The following is a 13,396-nucleotide window of genomic DNA, read 5'->3' on the forward strand; positions in this document are numbered from 1 at the left end:
TACGGGCCGCTCCTGCGGGGCGCTCCTGCGCGCGGGTGTGTCATTTCACCCGCATGCCGGGCTGGGCGCCTTCGTCGGGGGTGAGGAGGAAGATGTCCCCGCCGCCGGGGCCGGCTGCGAGGACCATGCCCTCGGAGACGCCGAAGCGCATCTTGCGGGGTGCGAGGTTCGCGACCATCACCGTCAGGCGTCCGGCGAGGTCCTCGGGGCGGTAGGCGGAGCGGATGCCGGCGAAGACCTGGCGCTGCTCGCCGCCCAGGTCGAGGGCCAGGCGCAGCAGCCGGTCGGCGCCCTCCACGTGTTCCGCCGTGACGATGCGCGCCACGCGCAGGTCGACCTTGGCGAAGGTGTCGTAGTCGATGGTCTCGGCGATGGGCTCCAGCGCGGCGGCCGTCGGGGTTGCGCCGGCACCTTCCGCCGAGGGCGCCGGCGCCTTGCCGCCGGGGGCGCCCGCGGCCGGTGTTCCGGTTTCCGCCGCCGCCTTCGTGGGCGCCAGGCTCGCCTTGGAGGCCTCGAGCAGGGCCTCGACCGCGGCCGGCTCGATGCGGGTCATCAGGGCCTCGTAGGGCCGGATGGTGCCGCCCGTCAGGGGCTCTTCGCGCGCGGCCCAGCTCAGATCCGCACGGTTCAGGAAGCTCCCGGCGCGTTCCGCGAGCCGCGGGAGCACCGGGGCGAGGTAGATCACCAGGATGCGGAACAGGTCGAGCCCCTGGCTGCAGATGCCCTGCACCTCGGCCCCGCGTTCGGGGTCCTTGATCAGCACCCAGGGCCGGGCCTCGTCGATGTACTGGTTGGCCTGGTCGGCCAGCGCCATCACGTGCCGCACCGCCTGGCTGTATTCGCGGCCCTCGTAGTGCTCCGCGATCACGTCGCCGGCATCGACGAACTGCCGGTGCAGGTCGGGCCGCGGCAGGGTGTCGGCGAGGGCACCCTCGAAGCGCTTGGTGAGGAAGCCGGCGCAGCGGCTGGCGATGTTGACCAGCTTGCCGACCAGGTCCGAGTTCACGCGCTGCACGAAGTCGTCGAGGCTGAGGTCGATGTCGTCCACGCCCGAGCCGAGCTTGGCCGCGAAGTAGTAGCGCAGCGCCTCGGGATTCAGGTGATCGAGGTAGTCGCGGGCGCGGATGAAGGTGCCGCGCGACTTCGACATCTTCTGGCCGTTCACGGTCAGGAAGCCGTGGCAGAAGACCGCGGTCGGCGTGCGGAAGCCCGCGCCGTGCAGCATCGCCGGCCAGAACAGGGTGTGGAAGTAGGCGATGTCCTTGCCGATGAAGTGGTACATCTCGGTCTCGGAGCCGGCGCCCCACCAGGCGTCGAAGTCGAGTCCGTGCTGCTCGGCATGGGCCATGAAGCTCGCCATGTAGCCGATCGGGGCATCCAGCCAGACGTAGAAGAACTTGCCGGGCGCATCGGGGATCTGGAAGCCGAAGTAGGGCGCGTCGCGGGAGATGTCCCAGTCCGCGAGCCCGGCCTCGAACCACTCGTTCAGCTTGTTGCGGATCGCGTTCTGCAGCCGGCCGGAGCCGGTCCACTCGCGCAGGAAGGGTTCGAAGTCGGCGAGCTGGAAGAAGTAGTGTTCCGACTCACGGGCCACCGGCCGCGCGCCGCTGATCGCGGAGACCGGGTCGACGAGGTCGATGGGGCTGTAGGTCGCGCCACAGACCTCGCAGGAGTCGCCGTACTGATCGGCCGCGCCGCACTTCGGGCAGGCGCCCTTGATGAAGCGGTCGGGCAGGAACATCCCGGCCTCGGGGTCGTAGGCCTGCTCGATGGTGCGCACCGCGATGTGGCCGCCGGCCTTCAGCGAGGTGTAGATCCGCGTCGCGCATGCGCGGTTCTCCTCGGAGTGGGTGCTGTGGTAGTGATCGAAGCCGACCAGGAAGTCCGCGAAGTCGGCCTCGTGTTCGGTGCGCACGCGCGCGATCAGTTCTTCCGGCGTGATGCCCTCGGCGCGAGCCTTCAGCATGATCGGCGTGCCGTGGGCGTCGTCCGCACAGACGTAGATGGCGTTGTGCCCGCGCGCGCGCTGGAAGCGCGCCCAGATGTCGGTCTGGATGTACTCGACCAGGTGCCCGAGGTGGATCGGGCCGTTGGCGTAGGGCAGGGCGCTGGTGATCAGGATCTGGCGGGGGATTTCGGTCATCGGGGGGATGGTTCCGGTGGCGGTCGATCGACGCGGTGGCGCAGGCGGACATTGTCGGGGCTGGGGTGGGGCTTGTCGAGGTGGGTGGTGGGAGGGGACTGTGGCCGGGATGTCGGGGTCGGGTTTGGGGATCGCGGCTGGGAAGCCGCTCCTACGAGGTGGTGGGGGTCGTGGGAGCGGCCTGTGGCCGCGATTCGGGGTGGGGTTTGGGGATCGCGGCTGGGAAGCCGCTCCTACGAAGCCGCTCCTACGAGGTGGGGGGGGTGGTGGGAGGGGGCTGTGGCCGCGATTGGGCGTGGGGGTCTACCGGGGGTATTTTGTGGTCGCATGTGCGTGATTTGGCGGCGGGGTTGGCGGCGAGTACCATGCGCGCACTACACAACTACAGGGAAGCCGTCAACCATGTCTGAGCTATCGCGTCTGCAGATCGAAACCGCCCTGAAAACGGTGCAGGACAAGTACCTGGAAAAGGATCTGGTGGCGGCGGAGGCCGTGAAGGACATCCAGATCGACGGCGGACGGGCGACGGTCGCCATCGAGCTCGGCTATGCGGCCACCGGCTATTTCGACGAGCTGCGCGGCGAGGTGGAGAAGGCGCTCGGGACCGTGCGCGGGCTCGAGGAGGCCGAGATCACCCTGTCCAGCAAGGTCGCCTCCCATGCGGTCCAGAAGAGCCTGAAGCCGATGCCGGGGATCAAGAACATCATCGCGGTGGCCTCCGGCAAGGGCGGTGTGGGCAAGTCGACCACCGCGGTCAACCTCGCGCTGGCGCTGGCGGCCGAGGGCGCCGAGGTCGGCGTGCTGGACGCGGACATCTACGGACCCAGCCAGCCGCGCATGCTGGGCATCACGGACAAGCCGCAGTCCAAGGATGGCAAGAGCATGGAGCCGCTGCGCAACCACGGCGTGCAGGCGATGTCCATCGGCTTCCTGATCGAGGAAGACACGCCGATGATCTGGCGCGGACCGATGGTGACCCAGGCCCTCGAGCAGCTGCTGCGCGAGACGAACTGGGAGGATCTCGACTACCTGATCATCGACCTGCCGCCGGGCACCGGGGACATTCAGCTGACGCTGTCGCAGAAGATCCCGGTCAGCGGCGCGGTGATCGTCACCACGCCGCAGGACATCGCGCTGCTTGATGCCCGCAAGGGCCTGAAGATGTTCGAGAAGGTCGATGTGCCGGTGCTCGGCATCGTCGAGAACATGAGCATCCACATCTGCTCCAACTGCGGCCACGAGGAGTACATCTTCGGCGAGGGCGGTGGCGAGCGGATGGCCGAGGAATACGGCGTCGACCTGCTCGGCGCGCTGCCGCTGGACATCCGCATCCGGGAGCAGGCGGACGGCGGCGAGCCCACCGTGGTGCGCGAGCCCGAGGGACGGGTGGCCCAGATCTACCGCGAGATCGCCCGCCGGACGGGCGCGAAGCTGGCGGAGCAGAGCAAGGACTACAGCGGCAAGTTCCCGAACATCGTGATCAAGAACGTCTGACGCCATGTCGATCAAGTCGGACCGGTGGATTCGGCGCATGGCCGAATCCACCGGCATGATCGAGCCGTTCGAGCCCGGGCAGGTGCGCTTCCGGGGCGATCACCGCATCGTGTCCTACGGCACCTCCAGCTACGGCTACGACGTGCGCTGCGCCGACGAATTCAAGATCTTCACCAACATCAACAGCTCGATCGTCGATCCCAAGGCCTTCGACGAGCGCAGCTTCGTGGATGTGAAGTCGGACGTCTGCATCATCCCGCCGAATTCCTTCGCGCTTGCGCGCACGGTCGAGTACTTCCGCATCCCGCGCAACGTGCTGACCATTTGCCTGGGTAAATCGACCTATGCCCGTTGCGGCATCATCGTGAATGTAACGCCGCTGGAGCCGGAGTGGGAGGGGCACGTGACGCTGGAGTTCTCGAACACCACGCCGCTGCCGGCGAAGATCTACGCGAACGAGGGCGTGGCGCAGATGCTGTTCCTGGAGTCGGACGAGGTCTGCGAGACGTCGTACCGGGACCGGGGCGGCAAGTACCAGGGGCAGAGCGGGGTGACGTTGCCGAAGACGTGAAGGGCGGTGGGTTTGGTCGGGGTTGGGGGTGTGGGGTTGGGGGTGTTGTGGGAGCGGCCTCTGGCCGCGATGTGGGCGTCGGCTGGGGGATCGCGGCTGGAAGCCGCTCCTACGGGGCGTTCCTACGGGGCGCTCCTACGGGGCGTCAGAAATTTTCGGTCGAGGTGAACAGGCCTACGCGCAGGTCCTTCGCGACGTAGATCTCGCGGTCGTCGACGCGCACTGAGCCGTCGGCGATGCCGAGCACCAGTTTTCGGGTGATCACGCGTTTTATTTCAACGTGATACGTGACCTTCTTCGCAGTGGGTAACACCTGGCCCGTGAACTTCACTTCGCCGACGCCGAGTGCCCGTCCGCGGCCCGGATTGCCGAGCCAGGCCAGGTAGAAGCCGACCAGCTGCCACATCGCGTCCAGCCCGAGGCAGCCGGGCATCACCGGGTCGCCGGGGAAGTGGCAGGCGAAGAACCAGAGGTCCGGGTGGATGTCGAGTTCGGCGACCATCTCGCCCTTGCCGAAGCGGCCCCCGTCGCTGTTGATCCTCAGCACCCGGTCCATCATCAGCATGTTGGGGACCGGCAGCTGGGCGTTGCCCGGGCCGAACATGTTCCCGTAGCCGCAGGCCAGCAGCTCGTCGCGGTCGTATTGGTCTTTAGGCATCAGGCGATTCCGGCGAAAGCCGGGTATTGGACCGAAACAGGCCGGCAAAAGCAACGGCCCCGTGCGCGCGCCAGCGGCCTACGGCCGGGCGCGGGCCGGGGAAACGCGGATTCACCGGCATTTCCGGGAGCAGCCGCCGATCGCATGGGCCGGGCCGTGAGCACCTGGAAGGCCGGGATGGCCTTGCCCAGTGCCCCCCCCTGGCGGGGCGCATCGGCCGCCGCCAACCGGCTGACCTCGATGAGCCGATCGGCGATACTTCCGGATCACGTCCGCAAGGGGGAAGGCCGAGGTGAACCTGACGATCCTGATCTGGGCCGGTGCGATCATTGCCGCGATCGTGCTGCTCGACCTCGCGCGGCATCCGTTGCGCCGCTTCCTGGTCGCGACCGCGACACTGCTCGCGCGGGTCATCTGCGGATTGCGCACGCAGACGATGCATCTCAGGGACGCCGTCGGCCGCTGGCAGAGTCTGCACCTGGTCCGCCTGGAATCGGAGCGCCTCGCCGACGCGGTCGATGCGCTCGAGCGCAACTACGCGGACCTGATCGGTCAGGACCTGCAGCAGCTGCCGGCCCTGCGCCAGCAGACGCATGCGGTGCTGCGGGACCTGCAGCGCGTGTACGCCCGGGAAGAGGCCGGGCTGACCGGGGAACCGGCCTGGGTCCACCGGGTGGAGACGCTGGCCCGCATGCCCGCGGGCGACCAGCCACAGGGCCAGCGGCTGGCGCGCGACATGCAGGAGACCGTGCTGCGCATCGCCCGGATGGCCCTGGAGGAGCACCGTCAGCAGGCGGGTTCCCTGCTGGCGGCGCGGCGCCGGCTCCAGCAACCGCTGCAGGAGCTGGTGGCCCGGCTCGCGGCATTGCAGGATCGATTCGCGGCATTGCACGGGCAGGCCGACTCGCTGGACACCCGGCTGAAGCGCTTCGAGCAGAACCGCACGCAGCGGTCGCTGCGCATGCCGGTGTACGCGCACTCGGGAGGGCAGTGGCTGCTGAATGCGGCGGGGCTCGCCCTCGCGGGACTGGCGGTCTACCTGTATCAGGAGATCTTTGCGCAGCCGTTCGGGCTGCTGTTCCCGGCGGCCGGCGATGCGCCGGTGCCGCTGCTGGCGATCTGGACCTTGCTGGGCGCGTCGGCCGTCGCGGGGTGGGTCCTGGTCGAGACCCGCGCGATCGGCGGCACCGGCATCACGCCACTGGCCCGACTGGGCCCCGTTTCGCGCGGCGTGCTCGCCGCCGTCGCCGGGGCGATGCTCGTCGCGGTGGTCATCGTGTCCGCGCTGAACGGCTACCTGCGCGACTGGTTCATCTATCGGGCGGATCTGCTCGGGGTGCTGGCCGACGACGCCGCCGTGCCGCCGTTGCCGGAGATCGACTGGGTGGCCCAGCTGCTGGGCGGCCTGCTGGGGGCGGTCCTGCCGCTGGCGGTGGCGCTCGCGCCGCTGTGGCTGCTGGGCCTGCTGGCCACGTCCCGCGTCCTGGTCGGCGGCATCGCCTGGTTCCTGCTCGCCGTGCTGGCGGGGCTGCTGCAGTGGCTCGCGAGGGTCGCGACCAACCTGCGGCGGTGGCTCCCTGCGCTGTTCGACGTGGTGATCTTCGTGCCCGAGGCCGTGCGCCGCTGGCGCCGGCAGGGAGAGAGCGTTTAGGGGCACCGTTTCGGCGCGAGGGCTGGTAAACTTGCCCGCACATGCTGGTTCAGGCCGTCACCGCGAGTCGCGCAGTCCGTGGTCGGGAGCGCAGCGGGCCGTGCGTGGCGATCCACGAGACCTGGATTTGTCCCGCCGGCAGGGGTTGGCGCCCCTCGTGCGCGGCGACGTCTTGCCTTGATCAGTCTTTCTGTTGACCCGGTCAGTCGGCCGGGCGGGTGCGCAAGCTGGGAGAACGGCAGTATGGGTGTGAGATTCGTGGTCGTCGCTCTGTTCGCAGGTCTGCTGCTGGTGTTCGCCGCCCAGGCGGGCGCGCAGAACGTGACCCGGTACATCAGCGAAGACCTCGAGGTCGGGGCGCGCAGCGGCAAGACCCTGCAGCACCGGATCGTGCGCAATGCCCGCAGCGGCGAGCGTGTCACCGTCCTGGAGCAGGACGCGGACGGGCATTCGCTGGTGCGCTTCGGCAATGGCACCGAGGCCTGGATCCTGACCCGCTACCTGCAGGCGGAGCCGCACTCCCGGGAGCGGCTGGCCGCCGTGCAGGCCGAACTCGACGAGATCCGCTCCGGCTCCGACGACCAGGCGGGCCGCATTGCCGAACTGCTGGACACCCGCCGCGCGCTGGAGAGCGAGCGGGAGAATCTGCAGCGGCAGGTCACCGATCTCGAGTCGGAGCTCGAGGACCTGCGCGAGGTCGCGGCCAGGCCGCAGGAGATCCGGGCGCAGAACGCGCAGCTGCGTTCCTCCCTGCTGGAGGCGCAGAACGCTGCCGAGGACTACCGTCGCCAGGTTGAGGTGATGCGCGCGGACAGTCAGCGCAAGTGGTTCATGACCGGCGCGCTGGTGACCGTGGGTTCGCTGATTCTCGGCATCCTGCTGACCCGCCTGCCGCGCCGTCGGCGCAGCAGCGAATGGTGAATCGGGGCAGCCGTCCGGAAGCGGGGGTACTTGCGCGCCGGGAGGCATCCCGCTAATTTCGCCCCGGCCGTCCGGCAGCCGTTTTTCGTCCAGGCACGCTCAGACGCCGCGGCCGTCCGCCCATCGCCCGCTTCGGGCGATGCCATGACCAGGGAAGACGCGACGGATGCTCTACGCGATTCTATCGACCTTCGTGCTCGCGGCCTTTTCGCCGTGGGTCCATCGGTTGGCGGGCCGTCACAGCGGTTGGGTCCTGGCGCTGCTTCCGGCCGCACTGTTCGTCTATTTCGCGAGCTTCCTGCCGGCGATCAACGCCGGCGAGACGGTGGTGATCGTCACCCCCTGGATGCCGGGGCTGGATATCCAGCTCTCCTTCCTGGTGGACGGTCTGTCCCTGCTGTTCGCGCTGCTGATCTCGGGGATCGGCTTCTTCATCATCAGCTACGCCGGGAGATATCTGGAGGGCGAGCGCGACCTCGGCCGCTTCTATGTGGTCATGCTCTCGTTCATGGGCTCCATGCTGGGCCTGGTGCTCGCCGACAACCTGATCGCGATGTTCGTCTTCTGGGAGCTGACCAGCGTCACCTCCTATCTGCTGATCGGGTACAACCATGAGGACCTGAAGGCCCGCAAGGCGGCGCTGCAGGGTCTGATCGTCACCGTGGGTGGCGGGCTGGCGCTGCTCGCGGGCATCGTGATGCTGGCCACCGCCGGGGGCAGCTACGAGCTTTCGGAGATCCTGAACTCCGGCGATGCGGTGCGCGAGCACGCATGGTACCTGCCGATGCTGATCCTGATCCTGCTCGGCGCCTTCACCAAGTCGGCGCAGGTCCCGTTCCATTTCTGGCTGCCGAACGCGATGGCGGCGCCGACGCCGGTCTCGGCCTATCTGCACTCCGCGACCATGGTGAAGGCCGGTGTGTACCTGCTGGCCCGGCTGAATCCCGCGCTCGGCGGCACCGAGGTCTGGTTCACGGTGCTCGCGCTGGTCGGGGCGGTGACGATGTTCCTCGGGGTGTTTCTTTCCTTCCGCAGCACGGGCATCAAGAGCGTGCTCGCGTATTCCACCGTGATGGCGCTGGGCACGCTGACCATGCTGATCGGGATCGGCACCGAGACCGCGCTGCTCGCGGCAATGACCTTCCTGCTCGCGCACTCGCTGTACAAGGGGGCGCTGTTCCTGATCGCGGGGATCCTCGATCACGAGGCGGGGGCGAAGGATTTCCTGCAGACCGGGGGGCTGCGCGGGGCGCTGCCGATCACGTCGACCGTCGCGATGCTGGCCGCGCTCTCCCTCGCCGGCGTGGTGCCCATGCTGGGCTTCGTGGCCAAGGAGGGGATGCTGGAATCGGTGCTCGAAGCGCCGGGCCTGGTTCCGGTGCTGACCCTGCTCGCGAGCGTCTCCGCCATCCTTGGTGTCGCGGTGGCGGCGATCGTCGGCATTCGGCCCTGGTTCGGTCCGCGGGTCGAGACGCCGAAGAGTCCGCACGAGGCGCCGCCCGCGCTGATCGCCGGTCCGATGGTGATGGCCAGCCTCGGCCTCGTCTTCGGGCTGGGGCCGGGCCTGGCGGATGTGGGCATTCTCGCGGCGGCTGCGCGGGCGGTGAACGGGGGGGTGCCGGTGGACGCCTACCTGTCGCTGTGGCACGGGCTGAACTGGCCGCTGGCGATCAGCGCGCTGGCGCTGGTGGCCGGTCTGCTGCTCTACAGCCGCTGGGACCGCGTGCGGGCGCTGCTGGCCTGGGTGGACATCGCGGCGCGGTTCGGGCCGGAGCGCGGCTACGAGCGCATGATGGATGGCATCGTCCGCATTTCCGACTGGCAGACGCGGCTGCTGCAGAGTGGCTATCTGCGCTACTACATCATGTTCATCGTGCTGGCCACCGCCGCCATGGTCGGGGTGACCGCGCAGATCTACGATGTGTCGGCGGGACCGCTCCGGCTGCAGGACCTGCGCTTCTATGAGCTGGTCATCGTCGCCGTGATGGGGGCGTCGGCGCTGTTCGCGGTGTTGAGCCGGTCGCGCCTCGGAGCCGTGGCCGCGCTCGGGTCCTTCGGCTTCACGGTGGCGTTGACCTACGTGATGTTCAGCGCGGCGGACGTCGGCATCACCCAGATCCTGGTGGAGACCCTGACCGTGATCCTGCTGGTGCTGGTGCTGTTCCGCCTGCCCGGATTCCTCGGGCTGTCGCCGCGGCTGATCAAGTTCAGGGACGCCCTGGTGGCGCTGGCCGGGGGCGGCATGGTCATGCTGCTGCTGCTCAGCACCCACAACGCCCAGGAGATCCCCTCGATCGCGCGGTACTTCATCGAGGAGGCGGTCCCGTCCGGTCACGGCCGGAACGTGGTGAACGTGATCCTGGTGGATTTCCGGGCGCTGGACACCCTCGGCGAGATCTTCGTGCTGGCGCTCGCCGCGGTCGGGGTGTACGCGATGATCCGCTTCCGGGCCGAGGACCGCAAATGAACATGCACTCGCTGATCCTGCGCACCGCCGGGCATTTCCTGCTGCCGCTGCTGCTGCTCTTCTCTCTGTTCCTGCTGTTCCGCGGTCACAACGAGCCCGGCGGGGGTTTCATCGCCGGGCTGGTCGCCGGGGCGGCGATCGTCCTGTATCTGTTCTCGATGGACATCGCCGCGGCCCGCCGGGTGCTGGGGATCGACCCGCGGAGCCTGCTCGGCGGCGGGATGACCCTCGCGGTGCTCAGCGGCGTGCCGGGAATCTTCCGCGGGCAGGCCTTCTTCACCGCGCAGTGGTGGGAGCTGGCCATGCCGGGCATCGGCAAGATAAAGCTCAGTACGGTTCTGCTCTTCGATGTCGGGGTCTACCTCGTGGTGATCGGGGCGGTGCTGACGATCATGCTGACGCTGGCCGAGGCGGAGGACTGAGATGGAGATCGCGATGGCCTTCGTGATCGGCGGGCTGTACGCGGCCGCGATCTACATGATGCTGCGCCGCTCGATCGTGAAGCTCGTGATCGGCCTGGTGCTGCTCTCCAATGCGGCGAACCTGCTGATCTTTACCGCGGCCGGTCTGACCCGCGGCGCCCCGCCGCTGATCAACGTCGGCGACGTGCTGCCACCCGGCCCCAGCGCCGACCCCCTCGCGCAGGCGCTGATCCTCACCGCGATCGTGATCGGTTTCGGCGTGCTCGCCTTCGCGGTGGTGCTGATCCACCGCGCCTACGAGGTGGTGGGCGCGGATGACATGGACAAGATGAAGGACACCGATACATGACGCTGGCGCCGAGCCTGATTGTCGGCCTGCCGGTCGTCCTGCCGCTGCTGCTCGGTGCGCTGTCGCTGGCGTTCTGGCGGTCACACGCGACGCAGCGCTTCCTGGGTGTGGCCGGCTCGGCGCTGCTGCTGCTGCTCTCGGTGCAGCTGCTGCTCGACACCTGGGAACATGGGCACCTGGTGATGGAGATGGGTGCCTGGCCCGCGCCCTTCGGGATCGTGCTGGTCTCCGACATGCTGGCCGCGATCATGGTCGTGCTCACCGGGATCATCGGTCTTGCCACCGCGCTGTACTCGCTCGCGGGGATCGGGATCCGGCACGAGCGCTTTGGCTACTACCCGCTCTTCCACCTGTTGCTGGCCGGCGTCAACGGCGCCTTCCTGACCGGCGACATCTTCAACCTGTACGTGTGGTTCGAGGTGATGCTGGTCGCCTCGTTTGCGCTGCTGATCCTGGGTGGCGAGCGCGCGCAGATGGAGGGCGCGATCAAGTACGTGACCCTGAACCTGCTGTCCTCGGCGCTGTTCCTGACCGCGATCGGCCTGCTCTACGGCCTCACCGGAACGCTGAACATGGCCGATCTCGCGGTGAAGCTCGGCGAGGTCGAGGATACCGGGCTGGTGACCGTGATCGCGATGCTGTTCATGGTCGCCTTCGGCATCAAGGCGGCCGCCTTCCCGTTCTTCTTCTGGCTGCCCGCCTCGTATCACACGCCGAAGGTCGCGGTCTCGGCGCTGTTCGCGGGTCTCCTGACGAAGGTGGGGGTGTACTCGCTGTTCCGGGTGTTCACCCTGATCTTCAATCAGGAGGTGGGGCACACGCACGAGATCCTGCTCTGGGTGGCGATGCTCACCATGCTGACCGGCGTGCTGGGAGCCGCCGCGCAGTACGAGTTCCGGCGCATCCTCTCCTTCCACATCGTGAGCCAGATCGGGTACATGATCCTGGGGCTGGCCCTGTTCACGCCGCTGGCCATCGTCGGCGGTGTCTTCTACATCATGCATCATATCATCGTGAAGGCGAACCTGTTTCTGATCAGTGGCTTGACGTATCAACTAAAGGGTTCGCATGAGCTTAGGGAGCTCGGCGGCCTCTACCGTTCGCATCCGATGCTGGCCGTGCTGTTCATGGTGCCGGCCCTGTCGCTCGCCGGCCTGCCGCCGCTCTCCGGCTTCTTCGCGAAGTTCATCATCATCCGGGCCGGGATCGAGGTGGAGGCCTGGCTGGCCGTCGCGGTCGCACTGATCGTCGGCCTGCTGACGCTGTATTCGATGGTGAAGATCTGGAACGAGGTCTTCTGGAAGGCGCAGCCGGCCGGCGGCGCCGGCCCGCAGGTCGCGCAGGGGTCGCTGGTCTGGATGTGGATCCCGATCGTGGGGCTGGCGCTGATGACCGTGATGATCGGTCTGTACGGTCAGCCGATCTTCGAGATGGCGGAGAAGTCCGCCGGGCAGCTGCTCGACACCTCGGGCTACATCGAGGCCGTGCTCGGGGGGGGTCCCCGATGATCGCGCTGGTCTGGAATGTCGCGCTGATGCTGATCTGGGTCGTGCTGACCGGCGCGTTCACCGGGGCCAATCTGGTGGTCGGCTTCGTGCTCGGCTACCTGATCCTTGGCCTGGCGCTGCGCGACCGTCCGGAATTCGCCAAGTACATCGGCAAGGTCCCGCGGTTCATCGGTTTCATCGGCTATTTCTTCTGGGAACTGCTGGTGTCGAATCTGAAGGTGGCCTATGACGTGCTCACGCCCACGCATCACATGTGTCCCGGCGTGATCGCGATGCCGCTTGAGGCCCGCACCGACGGGGAGATCACCATCGTGGCCAACCTGATTTCGCTGACGCCCGGGACGCTGAGCCTGGACGTATCCACCGACCGCAAGGTTCTGTACATTCACGTGATGTACATGGGCAATCGGGACGAGGTGATCCGCGGCATCAAGTCCTTCGAGGCCCGCATTCTCGAAGTGCTGCGCTGAGGTTCGGACATGGTTCTGCAATTCGCGATCTTCGTTTCCTACGGGCTGCTCAGCCTGGCACTGCTGCTCGGCTTCGTCCGCCTGGTTCTCGGGCCGTCTTTGCCGGATCGCGTGGTGGCGCTGGAACTGCTCGCCTCCCTGACGGTGGGGTTCATCGCGGTGTCGGTGGTCGCGAGCGGCCGAGCGCCCTTCCTGGATGTCGCGATGGTGCTGGCGCTCACCGCCTTCCTCGCGGCCGTGGGTTTTGCGCGCTATCTGGAGAAGGGAGGACACCGCGTTGATCATTGAATGGCTCACGGCCTTTCTGCTGCTCGCCGGATCGATCTTCATGCTCATCGCCGCGCTGGGCGTGCTGCGCATGCCCGACCTGCTCACCCGCATGCATGCCACCACCAAGGCCGGTGTCCTCGGTGCGGGTCTGACGATGGTGGCCGTCGCGCTGCACTTCGGAACGGAACCGGTGATCGCGAAGGCGGTGGCGGTAATCGCCTTCCTGATCCTGACCGCACCGGTGGCGGCGCATGCCATCGGGCGGGCCGGACATTTCGTCGGGGTGCCGCTGTGGGAGAACACCCGGGTGGACGAGCTGCAGGGGCGCTACAACGAGGAGACGCATACCCTCGCATCCTCGGACCGGGGTGGGACCGCTGACTCCGACAGACCCGCGCGCTAACACGGCTCCGGCGAACAGCCTCCCGCCCGACGCCGGCGCGGCTATCGGCTGAAGCAGCGGTTTGCAGGA

The 13,396-nt window shown here is 67.9% G+C and carries 13 protein-coding genes; 11 read left to right on the forward strand and 2 right to left on the reverse strand.

The window, feature by feature from the left end; genetic code table 11:
• Positions 1-40: 40 nt before the first annotated feature.
• A complete protein-coding gene (gene metG, locus ACESMN_RS11705) occupies positions 41-2,143 on the reverse strand; it encodes a methionine--tRNA ligase (RefSeq protein WP_373053782.1) in 2,103 nt (700 codons plus the stop codon).
• A 402-nt stretch (positions 2,144-2,545) separates the two neighbouring features.
• Here metG and apbC point away from each other — a divergent pair, with 402 nt between their 5' ends.
• Both apbC and dcd read left to right on the forward strand, forming a co-directional pair.
• Entirely contained in the window at positions 2,546-3,637 is a 1,092-nt protein-coding gene (gene apbC, locus ACESMN_RS11710; RefSeq protein WP_373053783.1) for an iron-sulfur cluster carrier protein ApbC, read from the forward strand.
• 4 nt (positions 3,638-3,641) lie between these two features.
• Positions 3,642-4,208, forward strand: coding sequence for a dCTP deaminase (dcd, locus tag ACESMN_RS11715; protein WP_373053784.1), 567 nt, complete (start codon positions 3,642-3,644; stop codon positions 4,206-4,208).
• Positions 4,209-4,353: 145 nt separating this feature from the next.
• Here the strand turns inward: dcd and fabA are convergent, their stop codons facing one another.
• Complete coding sequence (gene fabA / locus ACESMN_RS11720) at positions 4,354-4,866, reverse strand: 3-hydroxyacyl-[acyl-carrier-protein] dehydratase FabA (RefSeq protein ID WP_373053785.1); 513 nt, start codon at positions 4,864-4,866, stop codon at positions 4,354-4,356.
• 292 nt (positions 4,867-5,158) lie between these two features.
• Between fabA and ACESMN_RS11725 the strand changes: the two genes are divergently transcribed.
• The 9 genes from ACESMN_RS11725 to mnhG all read left to right on the forward strand — a co-directional run bounded on the left by ACESMN_RS11725 (position 5,159) and on the right by mnhG (position 13,327).
• On the forward strand, positions 5,159-6,517 hold the full coding sequence (locus ACESMN_RS11725; protein WP_373053786.1) for a hypothetical protein: 1,359 nt from the start codon (positions 5,159-5,161) through the stop codon (positions 6,515-6,517).
• Between the two features lie 243 nt (positions 6,518-6,760).
• Positions 6,761-7,438, forward strand: a complete 678-nt coding sequence (locus ACESMN_RS11730) for a TIGR04211 family SH3 domain-containing protein (protein ID WP_373053787.1) — start codon at positions 6,761-6,763, stop codon at positions 7,436-7,438.
• 166 nt (positions 7,439-7,604) lie between these two features.
• Positions 7,605-9,905, forward strand: a complete 2,301-nt coding sequence (locus tag ACESMN_RS11735) for a putative monovalent cation/H+ antiporter subunit A (RefSeq protein WP_373053788.1) — start codon at positions 7,605-7,607, stop codon at positions 9,903-9,905.
• Positions 9,902-10,327, forward strand: coding sequence for a Na+/H+ antiporter subunit B (locus ACESMN_RS11740; protein WP_373053789.1), 426 nt, complete (start codon positions 9,902-9,904; stop codon positions 10,325-10,327). Before ACESMN_RS11735 ends, ACESMN_RS11740 begins: the two co-directional genes overlap by 4 nt.
• A gap of 1 nt (position 10,328) precedes the next feature.
• The gene (locus tag ACESMN_RS11745) at positions 10,329-10,676 is read left to right on the forward strand and encodes a Na+/H+ antiporter subunit C (protein WP_373053790.1); all 348 of its coding nucleotides are present in this window, start codon (positions 10,329-10,331) and stop codon (positions 10,674-10,676) included.
• The gene (locus ACESMN_RS11750; protein ID WP_373053791.1) at positions 10,673-12,184 is read left to right on the forward strand and encodes a Na+/H+ antiporter subunit D; all 1,512 of its coding nucleotides are present in this window, start codon (positions 10,673-10,675) and stop codon (positions 12,182-12,184) included. Before ACESMN_RS11745 ends, ACESMN_RS11750 begins: the two co-directional genes overlap by 4 nt.
• The gene (locus ACESMN_RS11755) at positions 12,181-12,654 is read left to right on the forward strand and encodes a Na+/H+ antiporter subunit E (RefSeq protein WP_373053792.1); all 474 of its coding nucleotides are present in this window, start codon (positions 12,181-12,183) and stop codon (positions 12,652-12,654) included. The genes ACESMN_RS11750 and ACESMN_RS11755 overlap by 4 nt, the downstream gene beginning before the upstream one ends.
• A gap of 9 nt (positions 12,655-12,663) precedes the next feature.
• Positions 12,664-12,942 (forward strand): monovalent cation/H+ antiporter complex subunit F, encoded by a 279-nt coding sequence (locus ACESMN_RS11760; RefSeq protein ID WP_373053793.1) that lies wholly within the window; start codon positions 12,664-12,666, stop codon positions 12,940-12,942.
• Positions 12,935-13,327, forward strand: a complete 393-nt coding sequence (gene mnhG / locus ACESMN_RS11765; RefSeq protein WP_373053794.1) for a monovalent cation/H(+) antiporter subunit G — start codon at positions 12,935-12,937, stop codon at positions 13,325-13,327. The genes ACESMN_RS11760 and mnhG overlap by 8 nt, the downstream gene beginning before the upstream one ends.
• Positions 13,328-13,396: the final 69 nt, after the last annotated feature.

It is taken from the genome of Thioalkalivibrio sp. (assembly GCF_041690275.1).
Lineage (GTDB): Bacteria > Pseudomonadota > Gammaproteobacteria > Ectothiorhodospirales > Ectothiorhodospiraceae > Thioalkalivibrio.

What these genes read in the sequence shown, in the direction of transcription:
- metG (WP_373053782.1), bottom strand. Translation starts at nt 2,143, where the DNA reads ATGACCGAAATCCCCCGCCAGATCCTGATCACCAGCGCCCTGCCCTAC.
- apbC (WP_373053783.1), top strand. Translation starts at nt 2,546, where the DNA reads ATGTCTGAGCTATCGCGTCTGCAGATCGAAACCGCCCTGAAAACGGTG.
- dcd (WP_373053784.1), top strand. Translation starts at nt 3,642, where the DNA reads ATGTCGATCAAGTCGGACCGGTGGATTCGGCGCATGGCCGAATCCACC.
- fabA (WP_373053785.1), bottom strand. Translation starts at nt 4,866, where the DNA reads ATGCCTAAAGACCAATACGACCGCGACGAGCTGCTGGCCTGCGGCTAC.
- ACESMN_RS11730 (WP_373053787.1), top strand. Translation starts at nt 6,761, where the DNA reads ATGGGTGTGAGATTCGTGGTCGTCGCTCTGTTCGCAGGTCTGCTGCTG.
- ACESMN_RS11735 (WP_373053788.1), top strand. Translation starts at nt 7,605, where the DNA reads ATGCTCTACGCGATTCTATCGACCTTCGTGCTCGCGGCCTTTTCGCCG.
- ACESMN_RS11740 (WP_373053789.1), top strand. Translation starts at nt 9,902, where the DNA reads ATGAACATGCACTCGCTGATCCTGCGCACCGCCGGGCATTTCCTGCTG.
- ACESMN_RS11745 (WP_373053790.1), top strand. Translation starts at nt 10,329, where the DNA reads ATGGAGATCGCGATGGCCTTCGTGATCGGCGGGCTGTACGCGGCCGCG.
- ACESMN_RS11750 (WP_373053791.1), top strand. Translation starts at nt 10,673, where the DNA reads ATGACGCTGGCGCCGAGCCTGATTGTCGGCCTGCCGGTCGTCCTGCCG.
- ACESMN_RS11755 (WP_373053792.1), top strand. Translation starts at nt 12,181, where the DNA reads ATGATCGCGCTGGTCTGGAATGTCGCGCTGATGCTGATCTGGGTCGTG.
- ACESMN_RS11760 (WP_373053793.1), top strand. Translation starts at nt 12,664, where the DNA reads ATGGTTCTGCAATTCGCGATCTTCGTTTCCTACGGGCTGCTCAGCCTG.